The sequence below is a fragment of the Bacillota bacterium genome (assembly GCA_023511455.1).
Taxonomy (GTDB): Bacteria; Armatimonadota; HRBIN16; order HRBIN16; family HRBIN16; genus HRBIN16.
In genome coordinates, this window is sequence record JAIMBJ010000050.1 from 1 (window position 1) to 19,975 (window position 19,975).

General features: G+C 58.2%; 15 protein-coding genes and 1 pseudogene. 6 read left to right on the forward strand and 10 right to left on the reverse strand.

The features are described from left to right. Positions 1-362 precede the first annotated feature (362 nt). From acnA to thpR, 6 genes and pseudogenes are all read left to right on the forward strand, one after another. The gene (gene acnA, locus K6U75_16195) at positions 363-3,053 is read left to right on the forward strand and encodes an aconitate hydratase AcnA (GenBank protein MCL6476575.1); all 2,691 of its coding nucleotides are present in this window, start codon (positions 363-365) and stop codon (positions 3,051-3,053) included. 38 nt (positions 3,054-3,091) lie between these two features. Further along, a pseudogene (locus K6U75_16200) lies at positions 3,092-3,160 on the forward strand (DUF433 domain-containing protein). A gap of 1,755 nt (positions 3,161-4,915) precedes the next feature. Continuing rightward, positions 4,916-5,857 carry a hypothetical protein gene (locus tag K6U75_16205; protein ID MCL6476576.1) on the forward strand — a complete coding sequence of 314 codons (942 nt, stop codon included), beginning with the start codon at positions 4,916-4,918 and terminating at the stop codon, positions 5,855-5,857. Positions 5,858-6,026: 169 nt separating this feature from the next. Beyond that, positions 6,027-6,926 (forward strand): hypothetical protein, encoded by a 900-nt coding sequence (locus K6U75_16210; GenBank protein MCL6476577.1) that lies wholly within the window; start codon positions 6,027-6,029, stop codon positions 6,924-6,926. Between the two features lie 449 nt (positions 6,927-7,375). Continuing rightward, positions 7,376-8,611, forward strand: coding sequence for a competence/damage-inducible protein A (locus tag K6U75_16215; GenBank protein ID MCL6476578.1), 1,236 nt, complete (start codon positions 7,376-7,378; stop codon positions 8,609-8,611). Beyond that, positions 8,611-9,180 (forward strand): RNA 2',3'-cyclic phosphodiesterase, encoded by a 570-nt coding sequence (gene thpR / locus K6U75_16220; protein MCL6476579.1) that lies wholly within the window; start codon positions 8,611-8,613, stop codon positions 9,178-9,180. Before K6U75_16215 ends, thpR begins: the two co-directional genes overlap by 1 nt. A gap of 766 nt (positions 9,181-9,946) precedes the next feature. On the opposite strand, the gene K6U75_16225 is transcribed toward thpR, so the two are convergent. The 10 genes from K6U75_16225 to K6U75_16270 form a co-directional block, all read right to left on the reverse strand. Then, complete coding sequence (locus tag K6U75_16225) at positions 9,947-11,263, reverse strand: hypothetical protein (GenBank protein ID MCL6476580.1); 1,317 nt, start codon at positions 11,261-11,263, stop codon at positions 9,947-9,949. A 20-nt stretch (positions 11,264-11,283) separates the two neighbouring features. Then, positions 11,284-11,445, reverse strand: a complete 162-nt coding sequence (locus K6U75_16230; GenBank protein ID MCL6476581.1) for a hypothetical protein — start codon at positions 11,443-11,445, stop codon at positions 11,284-11,286. Between the two features lie 16 nt (positions 11,446-11,461). Beyond that, positions 11,462-12,187 (reverse strand): copper amine oxidase N-terminal domain-containing protein, encoded by a 726-nt coding sequence (locus K6U75_16235; protein ID MCL6476582.1) that lies wholly within the window; start codon positions 12,185-12,187, stop codon positions 11,462-11,464. Further along, the gene (locus tag K6U75_16240) at positions 12,121-12,825 is read right to left on the reverse strand and encodes a hypothetical protein (GenBank protein ID MCL6476583.1); all 705 of its coding nucleotides are present in this window, start codon (positions 12,823-12,825) and stop codon (positions 12,121-12,123) included. Before K6U75_16240 ends, K6U75_16235 begins: the two co-directional genes overlap by 67 nt. Positions 12,826-13,361: 536 nt before the next feature. Next, positions 13,362-14,444 (reverse strand): hypothetical protein, encoded by a 1,083-nt coding sequence (locus tag K6U75_16245; GenBank protein MCL6476584.1) that lies wholly within the window; start codon positions 14,442-14,444, stop codon positions 13,362-13,364. Positions 14,445-14,630: 186 nt separating this feature from the next. Next, a complete protein-coding gene (locus tag K6U75_16250) occupies positions 14,631-16,097 on the reverse strand; it encodes a hypothetical protein (protein MCL6476585.1) in 1,467 nt (488 codons plus the stop codon). Positions 16,098-16,107: 10 nt separating this feature from the next. Further along, positions 16,108-17,247, reverse strand: coding sequence for a hypothetical protein (locus K6U75_16255; GenBank protein ID MCL6476586.1), 1,140 nt, complete (start codon positions 17,245-17,247; stop codon positions 16,108-16,110). Positions 17,248-17,295: 48 nt separating this feature from the next. Next, positions 17,296-17,508 carry a hypothetical protein gene (locus tag K6U75_16260; GenBank protein ID MCL6476587.1) on the reverse strand — a complete coding sequence of 71 codons (213 nt, stop codon included), beginning with the start codon at positions 17,506-17,508 and terminating at the stop codon, positions 17,296-17,298. A gap of 13 nt (positions 17,509-17,521) precedes the next feature. Further along, positions 17,522-18,670: a hypothetical protein gene (locus tag K6U75_16265; GenBank protein MCL6476588.1), complete on the reverse strand. Its 1,149-nt coding sequence runs from the start codon at positions 18,668-18,670 to the stop codon at positions 17,522-17,524. 21 nt (positions 18,671-18,691) lie between these two features. Next, positions 18,692-19,975: hypothetical protein (locus K6U75_16270; protein MCL6476589.1), on the reverse strand; the 1,284-nt coding region annotated here is incomplete at its 5' end.

Below are 19,975 nucleotides of genomic sequence, written 5' to 3' on the forward strand. Positions count from 1 at the left end.
TGTGTGGAAAGAGTGTATCATGTTCTCTTTCCCACGTCTATACTAACAGAGCGCAAGCGAAGCATCTCAGAGCCACAAAAGAGATTCTTCGCTTCGCTCAGAATGACACTTCTTGTCATGCTGAACGGAGTGAAGCATCTCAGCCTGTTGAAAGAGATTCTTCGCTTCGCTCAGAATGACAGAAGTTGTCTCTTTAGTTTACAAACTTTCCAGCAGCCTTTCAACTGCGTAACTCCTAGAGGTGTTTGAAGGCCGGCAGGTCACTCCAATGCGCCCCGGTAACCCCGCTTCCCGAACCCCCTTTCCCCAGCGGCTTTAGTCTGGTAAAATATGACCAAACACTCATGAACAGGATTGTCGCCATGAACAACGCCTTGCACGCAAAGTCACGTTTGCGAACCTCCTTCGGAGAGGTCGCCCTCTATCGGATAGACGCCCTGCAGCAGGCAGGGGTGAACGGTTTAGACCGTCTGCCCTACTCCATCCGCGTGTTACTGGAGAACCTGTTGCGCCATGAGGACGGACGCATCATCACCGCGGAGGACGTTCTCGCACTGGCGCGGTGGTCGGGCGCAGGAGAGCCGCGCGAGATTGCCTTCATGCCTGCCCGCGTGGTGATGCAGGACTTCACCGGTGTTCCTGCGGTGGTAGACCTTGCGGCGATGCGCTCTGCGATGCATCGACTCGGCGGCGACCCGATGAAGATTAATCCCGTCGTGCCGGTGGACCTGGTGATCGACCACTCAGTGCAGGTGGACGTGTTCGGCACACCGGACGCCTACGAGCAGAACGTGGCGCTGGAGTATCAGCGCAACGTGGAACGGTATAGCTTCCTGCGCTGGGCGCAATCGGCATTTCGGGATTTTCGCATCGTGCCGCCAGGCATGGGCATCGTGCATCAGGTGAACCTGGAATATCTCTCACCGCTGGTGCATCGGCGCGAGCAGCATGGAGAGATGACCGCCTACCCCGATACGCTGGTCGGCACCGACAGCCACACCACCATGATTAACGGACTGGGCGTGCTGGGCTGGGGCGTAGGCGGTATCGAAGCCGAAGCGGTGATGCTGGGACAGCCCTACTACATGCTGACGCCCGAAGTGGTGGGTTTCCGCCTGACCGGTGAGCTGCCCGAAGGTGCGACCGCCACCGACCTGGTGCTCACCGTCACGCAGATGCTGCGCCAGAAGGGCGTGGTAGGCAAGTTCGTGGAGTTCACGGGCGAGGGGGTCAGCCGCCTGAGCCTGCCCGATCGCGCCACCATCGCCAACATGGCACCCGAATACGGCGCGACGATGGGCTTCTTCCCCGTCGATGCAGAGACCATCGCCTACCTGCGCGGCACCGGCAGACCCGACGAGGTGGTGGAGCTGGCGGAACGCTACTGTAAGGAGAACCTGCTGTTCCGCACCGACGACGCCCCTGAACCCATCTTCTCCGACCTGCTGGAGCTCGACCTGAGCACCGTAGAACCCAGCCTTGCGGGACCCAAGCGTCCGCACGACCGCGTGCGCCTTCGGGACGCCAAAACATCGTTCGCCATCAGCCTGCGCGCACCCATCAAAGAGCGCGGGTTCGAACTGAGTGAAGAGCAATTGGGCAAGCGCGTGGCGGTGGAGGGCACCGACTACAGCCTGACGCATGGCGACGTGGTAATTGCCGCCATCACCAGCTGCACCAACACCAGCAACCCGTCTGTGATGGTTGGCGCTGGGCTGCTGGCGAAGAAGGCGGTGGAACGCGGATTGCAGGTCAAGCCGTGGGTCAAAACCAGCCTCGCGCCCGGCTCGCGCGTGGTCACCGACTACCTGCAGGCGTCGGGGCTGATTCCCTATCTGGAGCAGCTGCGCTTCCACGTGGTGGGTTACGGCTGCACGACCTGCATCGGCAACAGCGGGCCCGTGCCCGAACCGATTGCTAAAGCGGTGAAGGAAGGCGATTTGGTGGTGGCGGCGGTGCTGAGTGGCAACCGCAACTTCGAGGGACGGATTAACCCCGTGGTGCGCGCCAATTACCTCGCTTCGCCGATGCTGGTGGTGGCGTACGCGATAGCAGGCACCATGAACATCGACCTGTTCAACGAACCGCTGGGCACCGACCGCAATGGGCAGCCAGTGTATCTGCGCGACATCTGGCCCTCGCAGGAGGAGATTCAGCGTGAAATCGCCGCCGCGCTGCAGCCCGAGATGTTCCGCCGACAGTATGCGCGCGTGTTCGCTGGCGATAAGTTCTGGCAAGACCTGCCGATGCCGGAGGGCGACCTCTACGCCTGGGACCCCAACTCCACCTACATTCAGGAGCCGCCCTACTTTGTGAACCTGTCGCCGGAGCCCGCGCCGTTGCGCGACATCGAGGGAGCATATGTGCTGGCGGTGTTCGGCGACTCTATCACCACCGACCACATCTCGCCTGCCGGCTCCATCGCTGTGAACAGCCCGGCGGGGCAGTATCTCATCCAGCGTGGGGTCTCTCCGCAGGAGTTCAACTCCTACGGCGCGCGGCGCGGCAACCACGAGGTGATGATGCGGGGCACCTTCGCCAACATCCGCATCAAGAACCTGCTGCTGCCCGGCACGGAAGGCGGCATCACCGTGCATTTCCCTTCGGGCGAGATGTTGCCTATCTACGAGGCGGCGATGCGCTACAAAGAGGCGGGCATCCCGCTGGTGGTGATTGCGGGCAAAGAATACGGCTCCGGCTCCTCGCGCGACTGGGCAGCGAAAGGCACCATCCTGCTGGGCGTCAAGGCGGTGCTGGCGGAGAGCTTCGAGCGCATCCATCGCAGCAATCTGGTGGGCATGGGCGTGCTGCCCCTGCAGTTCCAGCTCGGAGAGAACCGCGAGACGCTGGGCTTGACCGGGCGCGAGCGATACAGCATCCTTGGCGTCCGTGACCTGCAGCCGCGCCAGACGGTAACCGTTGTCGCCCGCGATGAGAACGGCAACGAGAAGCGGTTCACCGCCATCGCCCGCATTGACACGCCAATAGAGGTGGAGTACTACAGGCATGGGGGCATTCTGCAGATGGTACTGCGTCAGATGGCGGGCGTGTAGCCGAGCAAAGGAGGTGTTCCGCCACGAGCAACCAGCAACTGCTGGAACGAATCACTGTGGACCCGAAAGTGATGGCGGGTAAGCCTGTGATCCGCGGCACCAGGCTGACCGCCAGCTTCGGCTTGACCGAAGACGACCCCGGCTTCAACCCCAACGCTGACCTGGACGGCGACGGGGAGGTGACTCTCCTGGATTTTGGCATCCTGGTCAACAACTTCGGGGCGATTGGCGCGGATGCGCTCACTGGCGCGGAACAGGCGATGACCGAAGGGTTGACTGTCCTCGTGCGGGTGCAGCTGGTCAACTGGGGCGGACACGCCACGCGGGTGCTGCGATTGGAGTCTCGCGCCAAGCGGGTGGGCACGGAGAGTAACCCCGCTGCGCCGGTATACGTCAAAGTGGTGGAGACCACCGCCCCGACGGATGAGGTAGAGGTGGAGTTGACCTTGCCTGCGGGGGCGTATACGGTTCAGGCGAAGGCGAACCACTGGCTGCGCGGGGAGGTGGCGGTGGTCTCGTCGGTGCCATGGATATTCGCTGCGCCGACGGGGGCGAACAAAGTGACGGTGTATTGGGACGAGGTGCCGGGTGCAACAGGCTACCGCGTGCGCTGGGGCACGCAGAGCGGGGTGTATCCGAACAGTTCTGCGGTGTTGCCTGCGACTGCACGCCAGTGGAGCATCACAGGTTTGGTGACGGAGCAGACCTACTACGTGGTGGTGCAGGCGGAGTACAACGGGCTTTGGGGACCGCCGTCGGAGGAGGACAGCGCGGTTCCGCACGTGGGGGCAATTCCGTGGGATAGCGGAGATGCTCGAAATATCATATCTCGTGTCCGCCAAGTGACAAACTCCGCAGCGGATGAAGGAATGTTGGACGTTATTGGACCTGACGAACGAATCTACTCTGATGATGGGGTGAGGCAGCCTGACACCTATTTCGATATGATGTCGTTCTCTGTGATCACGCCTCAGTTTGGATTTGAGACACCTCTTACTCGGACAGGCGGCGATACACTAGAAAACACTTTCACAGGTCCATACCGTAGGGTTACGTCCAGTGGGGGGTTCATCGGAGCACGGGGTATCTTCTGGGTCCCCTCGACCTTTACTCCTAGATACCCCTACACACAAATCAGAATTACCCCACGTGCGCGCGACACCGGAGCCGAGGATACACCTTGCATATACTTTGGTTACTCAGTGAGACAAGAACGGGATGGACAAGACCTGGATGTCGAAGCAGGGATAATGTACCATCCGAGCGGCAGGGAGAGGGTTAATTACCCCCGTTGGCAAGCGTACTTCGTGAAGCGCGAAGGCAAAAGTAGAAGACGAGTGGCGCTGAAGGATACTTTTAAGCAAAGGGCACATATACTGGACAGCCTTGCCGGAGGCAACGAGGTGCTTATTGAATTGCAGCTGTTCCCGCGTGATAAGCTGGCTCGGCTGCGAATACGTGTTGCAGATCCGTTAACCGGTGATTTCTTCATCCGAGAGATCACGGGCACGGCACAGGTTGCATCCAGGCCGAACGGTCGTTTCCGTCGCGTGCACTCGATAGCCCAACGGGAACAGGCTATAGAAAACCTTGGCCTACGCCGGCAAGGTTATATACGAACGGGCAGCTTCGTGCAGGGCATGGGGGTTGGATTTAACGTCGCCGAGGGAGGATGGCTCGAACCTCCTGCACAGCTACAGGAAGGTATTCTATACATGTGGAACGATTGGACAGCAGGGTCGACATCTCTTCAAGGAAGCTTCCCCGCTTCCGGCATAGTAAACTGGGTGGAACTAAACCCCTATAGTCGAGAACTCGTCAACATCACCCTGCCTGTCGGAGATTAGAGGAGGTGGACAACGATGCCCCCAGCAGACCCCTTCTCTTTACGTATCTTGGTTTTTCATCACGTCGATGGCGGGATAGCACGCTACAAGGTGGAGAAAGGACAAATCCGTGCCCAAGAGTGGATTTGCCGAACCCAAGGACACTGGTACTATCGACGAGCCAAAATATCTCCAGATGGGCGCTGGCTGTATATGTTGTTTCACGAGGATACGGTCGCCATCAACCTCGCCTCCCGCAAATGGTACTGGCTGACGAGGTCGAGCCAGGCAAGACAACAAGGTATTAACGGTCTGTATGACCTCAGCTGGTCGCCTAACAGCCGACATCTACTGGGTGGGCAGGCGGGGGGCGGGATGTTGCCAGACCTTGTGCTGTTTACTTTGTCCCCTGTGCGCGTACGTCTGCTCGCAAGGGGAAATATTGCGGGATATGGGTGGTATCCGGATAGTGAAGCCATTTGGTATGCTGTGAAAAAAGGTGCAAGAAAGGAGGAGGTTTGGTACCGACGCCATTTAAGGCAGAACAGACCGGTGCCGTTGAGCAGGCAGGAGCAGGACAAGATATGCAACGACTGGGACTTCCTACCGGCAGCCCACCGCTATAATTTATATCTAGCTTGGGAGATACGTTCTTTCCCTTATACGGCAGATATAACTGTCCGTGTCCTCAACCATTGGTTTGCTGACAACACACCCGCGTTTGTTCAGACGAGACAAGGCGAGGTTTATCGACTATCACCTCCTTCTACAGTAAAGTATCCAGAAGTTCGGGACATTTCATCCGACAAAAAATGGGCACTCGTTTACTCCGATGGTGGGGATTACTATGCCGTGCATATCGCTACAAACCAGTGGGAGCTGGTTTTGAGAGGCAAAGTGATTCAGCAGTTGGACGATGTGATACGGGTCGAATTCTTGGAAACTGCGCGCCTTCTAACGGGTGGTGTGAATGGTTGATGGCATATTCCGCGCATCGCTGATAACCAACAGACTGGCTACTTGTTTCACCGTTCGGGTGTTGGTCTTCATGCGTCTGAGTCAGAGCCAGCGGACTAGCATCTGGACACAGAGGCAACGTGGTGCTACAATGAAATCGCACTCCCTGCAAGGAAGGAGGGTGAACACCATGAAACGATGGCTCGGATTGCTTCTGGTTGCGTTCGCACTGCCCGCGCTCGCCGCGCCGCCCAACTGGGACATCTCCAACACCTTCTGGACAGTGCGCATCCGCGACGTCGTGCTGGGCTACCAGTATGACGGCAACATCCGCTTCTTCACCCAGAACACCGCCACCGGCGCGTTCACCGGACAGGTGCAATACCTGCCACCCAACCTGAACCCGCTGGGGCAGTACAGCGTCTCCGGCACGGTAGATGGAGACACCATCACCTTCGGCGGCGTCGCCAACATCCCCGGCGTGGGCAACACCGACGTGGTGTGGCAGGGCGTCATCCGGCAGAACGGCGCGCGCGTGGAAGGCAGGATGGCATACTGGGACTGGATTTGGGAGGTCTGGGTGGTGTTTGACTGGTGGACGACCTCTGGCGGTCCCGCGCGTCCGATAGTGCGCACCTACTCCATCAGCGGGCGGGTGGAGTTAGGCGACTTTGGCGGGGATGTGCGCACGGTTCCGGTGGTGGTGGAGTTGCGCCACGCGGGCAGCACGACTCCCATCCGAACGGTGACGCTGAGTCTGGACAGCGGTGGCAACTACACGCTGCCGGATGTCTCCGACGGCACGTATGATGTGGCGTTCAAGGCGAGCCACTGGCTGCGTCGGGTGGCGCGCAGTGTGCGGGTGGGTGGGGCGAACGTCAGCGGGGTGAACGTGTCTCTGGTCAACGGGGACATCGACGGGGACAACGAGGTGACGCTGTTTGACTTCGGCGCGCTGGTGGCGGCGTTTGGCAGTCAACCGGGCGACAGTAACTGGAACCCGGATGCCGATTTGGACGGGGACGCCGAGGTGACGCTGTTCGATTTCGGCATTCTGGTCAAGAACTTCGGCGCGACGGGGGAGGAGTAGCGGTTGGCTGCGTGTGCCACCTGTTGCCTCATGGAGATGACGCAGTTGGGCTCCTGCGCTGGCACCCCCTTCAAGGTGTTGTCCAAACGTTGGCGAGGCACCTGCCCTTGCGCTAGGTAGATGGCGGCGTGGAAGTGGTGGCAAGAGACGTCCACGCCGATAGAGGGTTGCACTTTATTACTTGTCTCCTTCTCACTCTTAGTGATATACTTTTCCTGCACACCGTCGCCTCGGCAGCGAAGCGATGTCTGTGACCGGGTCTAAGTGCCCCGCAAGTCTATCTGGCTGTGGCTGCTGGAGGGGGCTGTGGTTCTGCTTCAGCATATGGTCTTGTCCGGAGCGCAGCCTACAACGTCCCAGCCCCGCGGCGGTGTGCGGAGAGAGTGTATCCTGTCCTCGAGATAGGCTCAAGGCTACGTTTTGCGCGCAGATAAGGGGGGCATCTGTCAATGATTGCAGAGATTGTTTCGGTAGGCACGGAGCTGCTGATGGGGCAGATTGTGGACTCCAACGCTGCTTATATCAGCGCGCAACTGCCCGCCATCGGCTGGAAGGTGCTGTATCGGCAGACGGTCGGCGATAACCTCGAGCGGCTGACGCAGACGCTGAAGCTGGCGCTGTCGCGGTCGGACGCCGTGATTACCATCGGCGGGCTGGGACCCACCATGGACGACCTGACGCGCGAGGGCATCGCCGCCGCGCTGGACGAACCTCTGGTCTTAGACCACGACCTGCAGCAGGAGCTGCAGCAGAAGTTCCAGCAGCGCCGCTACCCGATGGTCAGCAGCATCCTGCGACAGGCGTATCGCCCCGCCTGCGCCCGTCCCCTGCCCAACCCCAACGGAACCGCACCGGGTCTCATCGCCGAGAAGGGCGATCAAGTGGTCATCGCACTGCCGGGTCCCCCTGCAGAGCTTATCCCGATGTTCAACGATTACGTCCTGCCCTACCTGCGTGAGCGGGCAGGCGGGGAACCGGGCGTCATCCTGTCGCGGATTCTGCGGGTGTGCGGCATGGGTGAGTCGCTGGTGGAAGACCGCATCAAAGACCTGATGCAGGGTTCCAACCCCACGGTTGCCCCCTACGCAAAGACCGGTGAGGTGCATCTGCGCATCACTGCCAGCGCACCCAGCCCCGAACAGGCACAGGCAATGATCGCCGAACTGGAAAACCGTATCCGCGAACGGTTGGGCAACGCAATATACGGTGTGGACGACCAAACGCTGGAGCAGGCGGTGATGGAGTTGCTGTGGGCGAAAGGGGCGACGGTGGCGATCGCGGAATCGTGTACGGGTGGACTGCTTGGACATCGGCTGACGGAGGTTTCGGGCAGCTCGAAGGCATTGGTGGGCGGTGTGGTGGCTTACAGCAACGAGCTGAAGGTACGCTTGCTGGGTGTGCCAGAGAAGGTACTGCGCGAACACGGCGCAGTGAGCGAACCCACCGCCCGCGCCATGGCAGAGGGCATCCGACGGCTAACAGGCGCAGACTATGGAGTGGGCATCACGGGCATCGCGGGTCCCACCGGAGGCACACCCGAGAAGCCGGTCGGTTTAGTATATATTGCGGTAGCGTCGTCTGGAGGCATGCGCGTGGCAGAACACCGCTTCATCGGCAGGCGCAGCGAGGTGAAGTGGCGGGCATCGCAGGCGGCGCTGGTGATGCTGCGCGAGGAGCTGTTGTGATGCGTCTGTTTTTCGCGGTGCTGCTGGAGAACCAAACCAGACATCGCGTGGCGGTGGTGCAGGAGAGCATGAAGCGCGCGCTGGCAGGGCAGCGCATCTCCTGGGTGAAAGAGGAGAACCTGCATCTGACCCTGCGCTTTCTGGGCGAGCAGGATGAGCAAGGCTTGCGCCGTGCGGTGGAGGCGGCACATGCAGTCGCCAGCCAGCATTCCGCTTTTCGTTTTGTGGTGCGTGGCGTGGGAGTGTTTCCCGATGTGCGTCGGGCGCGGGTGCTGTGGGTGGGCGTGCAGGAGCCTGCCGAACCGTTATACTGTTTGGCTACCGACCTGGAGCAGACGTTGCGCCAGCGCGGTTTCCCGCCCGAGGACAAACCCTTCCGCTCGCATATTACCCTGGCGCGGGTGAAGGAACCGCCACCTGCTGCTGTGTTGCAAAGGATTTTCGCGTCGATACCTGACGAACCGCTGGGCACAGTAGAGGTGCGCTCTTTTCTTTTAATGCAGAGCGTGCTTCACCCCAACGGCTCGCAGTATAGTCCTGTGCAGGAGTTTCCCTTGTTGCCGCGGTAGGTGTTCGTGTCTGCATGTCGTGTTAACACCAGAAGAGATTCCACAATCGCCAGACGGTCGGCAGTCACCCATCCGAGAACCCTCCACTGTGGCTGCGCAACGTTGTCCGGAAAGGCGGATACGACTCGGATGGGATGCTGCGAGTTGCTGCCCTCTTCTTTTCGACCTGACAGAGAAACCGACTAACTCGCCCTTACTGGTCACCACCTAGGGAAGGCAGGCTTGCTGACGCGCATCGACTACGTCAAAGCTGCGGGTTCCAAATAGGTTGCCGCGCGTTTTCTATCAGCAGACGGAGTTTAGCCGGTGTCTGGGTCGTAAGCCCAAATGCCTCTGCATCGTATGCCATTGTGTTCTCCTTCTGCCTCGATGAGCATCTCGTTCCCCTGTAACGGGGGGATGGAAGCGTTGCGGGGCTTTATCATCGCCCGAGCACGGCACACAACGCAGCAACGCGCAAATGCCCGGAAGTATCCATCTCTTCATCTTCACCACCATCCCATGAACTTCAGAATCGCATCCACCTCTTTGGACGGGTGCCCGGGAAGCACACCTGTTTCTGCTCAGGCTGTCTTTCAACACATACCAGTGGATATTCTGGCATCTCCCTGTGGTCATATCCCCAACACTCGGCATACAGCATCGAGTCATTGTTTTCGTTCACCGCCCGCCCATCCACAGCGAGGTGTTTCCTTCTTTCGCCTGTCTCCGAAGGCGTCACACCGCACAGTGTGCCCCCCTTCCCCGATACGGCACAACGGCTTTTCTACCGGCTGATATACAACGTGTAGTCGTCCGATCGCATTTTCATGCCAGCTATCACCTCCAATGCCTCCGCAGGCAGATATACGCGACCGCGAATGTTGAGAACTGGCGCGCTTAACCGACGGCTAATGCCATCGCGTGAAAGCTGGTTGCTTCCAACGCGCGCAAGCCAGCGTTGACCGTTGTAGTCTATTTGTATCGCCCCTGAAGCATAGGCGATGCTCACTCGCGCTTTCTCATACAGGGGCAGTTTCAACCAGCCCACCCAAACATACGCTGTCTTGCCAACCCGAAGCGGTGGAAGCGTAGCCAGTCGCAGGGAAGAGCCTTCGAAATAGGCTTGTATCGGCTCAAAGCGTAACATAGGCTTTGATGGCTTTTTGGAGGGGCTAGCAACCTGCGACTTGACAGCGGAACTGCTAACAAACCTGTCAAAGTCCACGACGTCACCCGTGTGAGCATCTATTCCGATGATCAAACGGCGTGCTGTCCACAAATTATCGCCAGGGTATGCCACGACCGCCAAATCCATAGTCATCCACCACATTAAACGAGTGATGCCAAGTACGTCTGAGAAGATGCCTAGTGCGGGGGGATTGCGTATCTCAGCGTTGACGACCCCTTCCTCCAGTTGGTACGCATAAGCGAGAGCCAACTGGCGAGCCTGCTCCTGTGAGAGGGTAGGGTTGGTATGAAGCCCTACCGGCTCGCCGGGGTTGTACCATTCGCAAGACTCGACCACACCGAGCGTGGGATGCACGCTTACGCTGATGTATCTGTTATGCCCCAATCCTTGATAGAGCCTGTAAACCACGCGCTTCCTAGCTATCCGATGCTCGCCTTCCAGAAAGTTGGGAAGCCGAGCGGCAATGAACTGTCGTGCTATCGCGTCTCTCTGCTCCTCGGGCAGCCACGTCGAGGGGTCTTCTGGGTCATACGGGGTCATTTCAGCCTCGATATCACGGTATTTCCACATCTCGATGGGCACGATTGCCACGATATACAGCTTGCCCAGATTGTCCTCAAACAGATAGGACAATCCCCGGCCTGGTGGAGAAGTGGGGTCGTAAACGGGCCAAGAGGTGCGGTTCTCCAGTTTGTCACGATTACTAGTCCCAACCCCGATGAAGCGCAGGCTCACGGCAGGATTATTGATCCAGCGCACCAGGCGCTGCTCGGCTTCCTGCGGGGTTAGCCCAAAGTGCATCCTTTGGGCATCATACGGCACGTAGTAGTAGCCTTTGTATGGTCTTGGTTTGGCAAAGACAGCCGTTGTCGTGAGCACCACACAAAAGACGATGAGCCACAGGTTTCTCATGGCGGTTTCAACCTACTACCTTATTTCACGCGCACGACGGTCTCATTGTATAGAACCGGTTCAGGGTCGATGGCATAAGGGGCACCAACACTACTGCCCAACCACGATTCGTAAAGTTCTGCTATCGCCTTTGCCCCTTGCTCTACCGCTTTGTAGAAGTTGGGAATGGTACCGCCACGCACCTGCGCGACACAGGATTCACCTTAATACTGGTCGTCTAAGAACCACCCTGTCCTCCTTTACTTCGGCAGCCCAGCCGGTGATATGCCGAATAGCGTCCATCGGGACGTAGATGCGTCCACGCAGGCAAAGCACCGGGCGAGACAGCACAATTCGCTTCCTGCCTGAAACCAACCACTGGCTCCCTGCTGCCAGTTGCCATGACTTGCCTTGAAAGCGGACACGAACCGTCCGACCAGAGGGGTCATACTTCACATCAGCATCCGCTACTCCAAACAGGGGGGAACGCAACCATCCTGTCCACAGATACACGTCACCGCCGATTTGTAGCGGTTGAAGCATTAATAGTGTCCTTACATCCGACACATCCGTTTCGCCGAAGGATATTTTCAGCACCCGCACCTCCTGCTTCTTTTTCGTGCCCCGCGGCGGCGCGTGCCCATCGGCTCTCTGCGCCGACCGGGGCAGCGACTCGTCGACCAAAAACACATCGCCTGTGTGCCCGTCGACTGCGATAATGTAAAAGTCGCCAACCATCGGCGAGTCTGTCGTCCTTACCGCCTTCACCGGGAAACTCCGGAGTAACCGCGAGGTACCCATCACGTCTGTAAACATCCCGAAACCGCAACGAAAGATGCTTTCGTCCACCTCCACCGACAGCACACCCGGCATCTGGCTCACGAAATCCAGCGCCAGCTGACGCGCCTGCGACTGGGACAGAGAGGGAACCGTCGACAGCCCCACAGGCCGCCGGGGTCATGCCAGTAGCATTCACGAACCACCCCGAGCCGCTTGTGCACGTAGACGATTGCCAGGCGATCGTGCAGCACGCCCTGATAGGGGGTATCGACGGCAAAACGTCCGTATCTCTGCTCCTCATTATGGGGCTCCGCAAGAAGATTTGGCACTCGCTGCGCTAGGAACTGCTCTGCCACCGCACGTAGCTGCTCACGCGGTAGCCATTGGGAAGCGTCCTCTCCTTCATCGGTAAGCTCGGTAGAGGGGTCTGTATATGTCCACAGTTCTATCGGCACAATGGCGACGACATACTCCCTTCCCTGGTTATCCTCGAACAGGTAGGACGGTTGGGTGCCGGCACACCAGTGAGGGAAGTAGGCATTCGCCCAGGTAGAGGGGTCTTCTAACTGGTCGCGGTATGCTAACGCCACGCCAATGAGACGCAGTTGCAGGTCGGGCTTATTCATCCACCGCAGCAGGCGCTGTCGCGCTTCTTCGGGCGTTAACCCAAACCTCATCCTCGCCGGGTCGTAGGGGACATAATAGTATCCTTTGTACGCCCTCACCTCGACCTGCTGGCTCATCGCCTGAAAGGCGGCGAGGGTGATCAGAGGTAACAGTGTTAGCCAGATGTACCGTTTCATGGTTCGCCTCCTGTCCATCAGGGAATTACTTCCACTTCGTTGTGCAGAACCGGGAGTTCTACCTCATAGCCCGAATGGTAAGGTTTGCCACGGTCAAGGAACTTTTCCACATACGCTGTTCCCACTCGTATTGCCTCGCGATAGTCCAGCTATCCTGTCTCCCTAATCTGGTTCTCGATGGATTTGGTGAACCCTTCGTAGAATTTGGTGACCTCAGCAGCTGTCTCGTTAAGGTGATACCTTGCTGTGACGGCAGTGCAGTTGATAAAAACCGCTGTGTTCTCGCCGCGGGGAGGTGTGAAAGTCAGCAAACCTGAAAACTGAGGTCGACGAAAAGCGGGGCAGCTTCGTAACCGTTTCCACGCATCGTTGAGAGTAGCACTCCCTATGGATGTGCCCACGAGTGCGACAGGATATGCCCGTGCTCTCTGGTTCAGCGGTAATGCCTCCTTTCTACGATGTGCTTTGTCCGCACCTGCCGCATCCCCCGTATCCCACGCGCGCATCAGGAAGACATAATCACCTCCTTGATGCCCTCACCTCGCGTTCTTACGCCACGCGTCGATGTCTATGACGTAGATGCCATCTAAGCACCCCGCAAACAACTTGTTGCCCACGACGCATACACTTGAACAAGCACCCCGACTGAGTTGCAAAGTGCGAACAACCCGCCGTTTGGAAACATCCAGAGCCGCCACGGCTCCCTGTGCACCCCCATACCGCAGGGCAAAGAAAACCTCTCCACCTTGCCAATCCGCCCACATGTCCACTGGGCGTTGTCTGCTCATCCCAAAGTCCTGGGGAACCCCAGTACCGGCTTTGAGGCTCCACTCTTCAAATTCCTTGCTTTGCAGGTTCAATACCAAAAGACCTCTAGCGTACACTAGAGCGTATACAAGCCGACCATTTGGTGAACATTCGATGGCAGACACTTCCCTGTCGCTGTCGTACGCCCTGTGAAAGAGAAGTTCTAAGTCCGGTATACTCCAGACCACAATCATTCCCGAATGCCCTGTTATTAACAGCTTTTGGTCTGGGGAAACCCGCATCGCCGTGATATATTTCGGGCGCCACTCCACCTCATCTTCGGGGAAACCGGCTTTGATCAAAGCGTCACGTATTTCTACTACGTGTAGCACTTGACGAGTTTCCCTGTCTATAATGTGAATGGATTTCCAGCGGCGGCGATCTTCACTGTCTCTTGCACGGGGCGGCAGGGCATAAATCCGGTCGCCCACCACCTGCCAGAAGTCGTAGTCGCGCGTCAGCCATACCGATTCGCCCCCCCACAGTGCCTTGAAGTATGCAGCGTTCCGGAACGGAAGAAAAACCTCCTGTATCTGATGCGTGTTGACCACGCTCTCCGTAGAGGGGTCGATTTCTACACCAGAGTATGGTGGGTTCCGATCGACGTCTATCGTGAACACGTCTGTTTGCGGCAGTTCCTCCTGAAGCACGCGGGCGCCAAAAGCAAATACTTGTTTGCCGTCGGTGGAAACAATCCACCAGTGCAGGCGGTCTGGTAGGTTTTCCACGCGTCGGACTATCTGCGGAGATACGTCTGGCGTTGACACGAGCGATGCCATCAGGCAAAGGCCAGCTATCAAAAACGGTCTCATCAGATACCTCCTTCACCAGGGATTAGGACCATCAATGAACTCCCTACCGAGTAAATCCTTAAGAACCCACCAGTAGTATTGTCGGTTATATACGATACCCACTGCCTCGTGCCGCAAATTGGCTTCAAGCCATGCATCCGGCGCGAGGTCTTTTGGGGCGGGACGGTGCGGACCCTTCGCCGAAATCTACTTTGTTCCTGTTGCCGAACCAATCGGTACCCGGACAATAGCGTAACCTCCGGGACGTGGAGGATGCGGGCTCCAATAGCACAGGGAAATCGCAAGATACCGATGGTCAGGGGTGAACCATGCTACCTCCGGCATCCGCGGAGTTTCATCGTCGCCCTTCGGATACCCGGGCACACTCGCCTCACCAATCAGGCGTCCCTCCTGGTTCCAAAAGTGCACATGCAACAACCCCGAACTGCCGTCCATAGAGACACGATAGATAGCCACTACCTTCCCATCCGGGGACATCAGACTCCATTCTCCAGTGCGAGGTGATGGCAAAGCCACTACTCGCTGAAGCACCAGCCTTCCCTGACCGCGTTCCGGAGCGTCAAAAAGCAGTAGCCGCCGACGCTTGCCGTTCTCCCAAAGCAGCACTACCCGATCGCCATATTGTCCCAGTTGCACATTTTTGATCTGCCAATCCTGACTTGCATACCAGAAAACATCCTTGCCGTCATCCTGTAAAGTGGGGCGAGGTTCCTCGCCTGCATCAAATCGCCACGAACTCATCCACGCCAACTTCCCAACAGGGGTGATTATCGCCATCATGGCATTTCCTTTCTCCGCTGACCGCTGAGGAGCAGGACGACCATTCAGTCCCAGTGACCGCGCAAAGTTAGGCTCCGACGCTACTTCCAGCAGCACATATGACGTCGTAAGGCACTTCTGCGGGAGAACGTTATAGACAAAGGTAGGCAGGACTGCACCGTCCACCTGCAGTTGCGCCCCACTCTCCAGATGGACGACCTGTGTCCAGTAATGATATGGCTCACGTCCGGTTCTCCCCGAAACAATCAGAAGCGAACCATCCGGCGCGAGTGCTGCTTTTTCCGCTTCTGAAGTGCGAGTGAATACCGGACGCCCTGTGTGGAGGTTCCTGACCGTAATCCGCTCAATAATCTCCCAACCGCGCCGTTCTATCAGCACTTTACTACCTGCTACTTGCTGCACACAGCCTTCCGGTGAACATCTGGGGCTGCCCTCCGCGATACCCTGTGAGCGACTTTCCCAAACGATGGTGCCATCGTGTCGCACACAGCGTATCCCGCCCCGGTAAGACACCTCTTCGTGAGGCGCAAACCATGCCCGAGGCGGTTTGAAGATGTAGTAATCATACACGAGATACTTGCCATCCGCGGACAGACGCGCATTCCCTAACTTCTCCCCTTCTCGGAGCCGGTGTGTCCACTGGATACGTCCCTGCCTGTCCCGCACCTCTATGTGATGCATACCCTCTTCAGGGTGAAAGCCCAGCAGTATCAGGGGCTGCGCTTCGGCGAGCACGAAATGCTGTCCGGTAGTTCGTGGCTCCAGCGGGACGAGCAGAGAAGACGGTTCTGCCCGTTGACGGTCAGCTAGCCACGCGATGCCGGTCACGCTGAGGAGAAAGAGGACTACGACTGCGCTAAGCACTGCTTTCATCGCACACCTCCTAATCTGGAACGGCGTCGAAGTTCACTTCCACGACCTCGCTGTTTACCGTCACTGTATGTGAAGACGGAATGAATGTGTATCCCACTTTTTGTGGTGTAATGGTCACCGTCGTGCCGGGGGGAATATACACCCTGAAGCGCTCACCTGGCGTTTTCACTCTGCCGTCGACCCGACCTCCACGTATGTTCACGACCACCCCGTTTCCCGCCCCATTGATTCGACCAGTCAACACATAGAAAGTTTCCGGTTCCAGCCAACGAATGGGGTCTTCGCATTCTCCAGAATCGTATCTAGGCTGATTCGTGTCCTCGCTGAGGAAAACTGAAAAGTGCAAGTGCGACCCCGTCGTTTCGGCGTTCCCTGAGTTATCTTCCCTTTTGCCATCGCGGGGATGAGTGAGCAAATGGGCGTAGTATGTCCACACATACCGCGTCTTATACACGGGTACGCCGTCTCGTTCTCCAATAAGGTCTACCCGCTTTGGCTCAGTGGTACGGAGCCAGTAGCGCCAACCACCGCTTCCGTCCTGCGTATCTGGGGCGTATTGGATGCCTTCATGAGCGTCCTGAATGGGTTGTTTGGTGGGAAATCCGACGACGTTATAGTCGGGATGGGAGAACCAAATGTCCACTCCTCGGTGTATGCGACCATTGTTCGGGTCCATGTTAAAACCACCCCAAATGATCCCCGGTTCCGGCCATTGCATCGCAAATATCCGCACCCGCTGTGTGTCAGGGTGCCCAATAACCCGTCTGCCACGCAGCAACTGCACGCGGATAACGTGGGCGCCTCGGCTACTCTGTGAGGTATCCCACACGTATCGGAACTTCGCAAAGCGTCCGCCCACGTCAAACGGCGAACTAAGGTCTGCCTTGAGCGAGCCGTCGACCCACAGCCGAACCACATCGCCGGGTCTATAATACCTGACAAGGATGCGTACGTCTATCTGGCAGCCCCGACGAAACTCTAGGGCCTCATCCGGCGCATAAATGTCCAGCGAAGGCATGAGGATTTGCGCGTTCAGCGGCAAGGCAGGTTTTCGCCGGTGATGCTTCTCCTCTGCCACATGGTCATCCACCGCGTGAACCATAAACAGGTATTCGCCGGGAGTAACCATCAGGCTCACCGGCCCCCGCACCAGAACCCCATGCCTCACCCCAGATGCGCTGGCGGTCAAGCCGTCGGGCTAGTTGTTGTGACCCACGCAGGGCAACTGCGCCAAATCCCACGTGCCAATGCGCTGTAACTCCGGGTCAAACAGCCATATCTCCCCACGGTGTGGGTTCGTGTTCAGGCTGTCTTTCAACACATACCAGCGGATGAAGTAGAGATGTTCATCGTCGGTCTCATCCTCTGGCGTTTCCCTGTCATCATATCCCCAGTACTCGGCATACAGCATCGGGCAGGTGACCCTACAGCCCCCTCTGCCCACGAGGCAAACGCCAGTAAGCCCCCCAGTGACCCGTATGCCACGCTATCTCATCCGAATACAGCGAAACCGAAGGGGGTCTCACCTCGTCCGCACGCTCGGCAAAACGCCCCAGCACCTCACCCTCGCTGTTCAACAGAAAAACCCAGCTCTTATCGCCAACTCGACCTGTCAGGGAGGGGAGAATCACCGACCGCTCTCGGAGCGAGAGGAGAAAGACAGACTCCGCATAGTCGCGCCTTATCCCTGCACTCATGTGCGGTAACACCCGTGTGCGCAACAACACCCCCTCTCCATCCAGAACGAAAAGCAGACAGTGCGCCGCGTCTTCCGGGTTCCCCACCAGCACCAGAGTGCGACTGCCGTCGCGGGTCACGGAAAACGAGAACGTTAACATGGTGCTTCGCCCAGGTCCTGCAGTGTCCGCCTTCTCCCAAAGAGAAACCACCTGCTTCCCCGTCAGCGATTGCAGCCGCTCCAGTGCCTCCCATACAGGGAGGGGCGTCAGCCATCGTTCCCCACTCAGCGCATCAAAACTCACCACCGCATACCGCCAGCCCTCTCTCCCTTCCTTCCGCCGTCGCAGAATGGCTCCCCGATAACGGTCGTTGAGCCTGCCTGTCTCCGAAACAGGGTTCTCAATGCCCCACTTTTCAGGAGGGAGCCAGTGCCACACGACCTCCACCTTCTGCTCCAGGTCCTGGATGCTCCTGGCTCCTGCAAACCGCCAGCGAAAATGCCGTCGGTATGCTGCGATACCCGAAGGGGGATGCACGATGCCCGAAATCGCCTCGCCGTAGCTGGTGCGGCGGACGAAGGTTGGCTCGATTTCGGCATAGGGGAACCGTTGACGGTAAATGCGGTTGGGGTCTGTGTCCGCGTTGGCGCGGATTTGACCGAGCAGGTTTTGCTCGGGGGCGAGGTTTTGCAGGGTAAATCCCAGCGACCTTTGCATCTGCCATCCCTGTTCAGGGGACCCTTTCCATGCAGGGAGCAAAAGAGGTATCTTGTCAGGCAGGCTTTTGAGCAGTTCGGTGTCGAACCTGCCGAGAGAGACCTCGTTTTGCTGGGCGTTCAGCCCCGGCATCAGCCACACTGCTACCCAGGCGATGACTAACAGCCGTTGACGCATGAGACACACCTCCCTAAGTCGTTATCTTGCACCGAACGGGAGACCAAGATAGTGACGCGGATCGACCTGGCCCCACAGGCGCAAGAGACCATCGCCGTCCCTATCTATCCACCCACCATCATCCAGCTGCTCATCCTTCTTGCTTTTGCGTCGTACCTCAAAGTGCAGGTGCGGACCGTCCAGAGAAGGCACGCGAACGGTTGCTCTCCACTCTTCCACAAAGTCCCATGTGTTACCTGTCCAATATTCCATCAACAGGATGACGTCCTGAAACTCCACGTAGCCTAAAGAAAGCTGCCTCGATTCGCGGGGACGGCTCGGGTCGGCAACATAATAATCGCCGACTCTGGTGATGGCGACGGAGATGTCCACCATCTCACCCGCGGAGGGTAGCCCCTGCGGCGCAATCACCGCATGGCAGTATGCACTGCTCACCTCGTCCCGCTCGTACTGCTCGTCAGGGGTGCTGCCGTGCTGAAACTTCAACGACAGGTTGACCATACCGTGCTTCAACACCCGGTGCGGACCGAGGTAAGAGTGCTTGAATGCCACCCTGCTGGCGGATTCGGGCAGGCAACGTATTCGCACAACATAGCCCATGCTGATATACTCCTGAGCGGTATAGTAAATCGCGGCAAGTATCTGACGGTGACGCTCGTGCACAATCCCGATGTATTCATCGCTCTCCGGCTTAGGAAGCGGTTTATCCTCCAGAACGCCCACCTCTGAGCTATTCACAACAGCCCCAGCCTGCGCTGCGTAGTCTATCCCTAAGTGCGGTCCACCCCAACCCGCATCGACGTCGATGGGGACCGCCATCATTCCGGACGAATCCTCATCCACATACGCTACAATGCGCATGCTGGGTGCAGGGCGATTGCTCTCGGTGTAGTCCGAAGAGATTCCTGCTTGCGACGGCTTCGCCATGCTCATCACCCGAAAGTCTGCCACTGCAGCGCTATCCGAACGGTTGCACAGGGCATACGCCCGCAGCCGGTAACGCTCGAGGTACGGTGAAAACTGCGTCCGCGGCAGCTGCTGGTTCCATACCATCCGAAACCGCCACACCCCAGCCTGATTGTCCCACCAGACGTCCTCCTCAGGATTCCAGTCCAGTTCTGTTTCAGGCACCGGACACTCCGCCTCCACCACGTGCCAGACGTCGTTCTCATCCAGATAACCCTTCTCCACGGTGAGGACAATATTAGGACGCACACCCTGCTCGCCGGGTAACACCTCGCCTTTGATGAGCACCGGGCAGGGCATGGGCAAGCCACGAAACAGCATGGGAGAACCCTCTACCAG

Coding starts and splice junctions, on each gene's coding strand:
- acnA (MCL6476575.1), top strand. CDS start 363: ATGAACAACGCCTTGCACGCAAAGTCACGTTTGCGAACCTCCTTCGGA.
- K6U75_16205 (MCL6476576.1), top strand. CDS start 4,916: ATGCCCCCAGCAGACCCCTTCTCTTTACGTATCTTGGTTTTTCATCAC.
- K6U75_16210 (MCL6476577.1), top strand. CDS start 6,027: ATGAAACGATGGCTCGGATTGCTTCTGGTTGCGTTCGCACTGCCCGCG.
- K6U75_16215 (MCL6476578.1), top strand. CDS start 7,376: ATGATTGCAGAGATTGTTTCGGTAGGCACGGAGCTGCTGATGGGGCAG.
- thpR (MCL6476579.1), top strand. CDS start 8,611: ATGCGTCTGTTTTTCGCGGTGCTGCTGGAGAACCAAACCAGACATCGC.
- K6U75_16225 (MCL6476580.1), bottom strand. CDS start 11,263: ATGAGAAACCTGTGGCTCATCGTCTTTTGTGTGGTGCTCACGACAACG.
- K6U75_16240 (MCL6476583.1), bottom strand. CDS start 12,825: ATGAAACGGTACATCTGGCTAACACTGTTACCTCTGATCACCCTCGCC.
- K6U75_16245 (MCL6476584.1), bottom strand. CDS start 14,444: ATGAGACCGTTTTTGATAGCTGGCCTTTGCCTGATGGCATCGCTCGTG.
- K6U75_16250 (MCL6476585.1), bottom strand. CDS start 16,097: ATGAAAGCAGTGCTTAGCGCAGTCGTAGTCCTCTTTCTCCTCAGCGTG.
- K6U75_16260 (MCL6476587.1), bottom strand. CDS start 17,508: ATGCTGTATGCCGAGTACTGGGGATATGATGACAGGGAAACGCCAGAG.
- K6U75_16265 (MCL6476588.1), bottom strand. CDS start 18,670: ATGCGTCAACGGCTGTTAGTCATCGCCTGGGTAGCAGTGTGGCTGATG.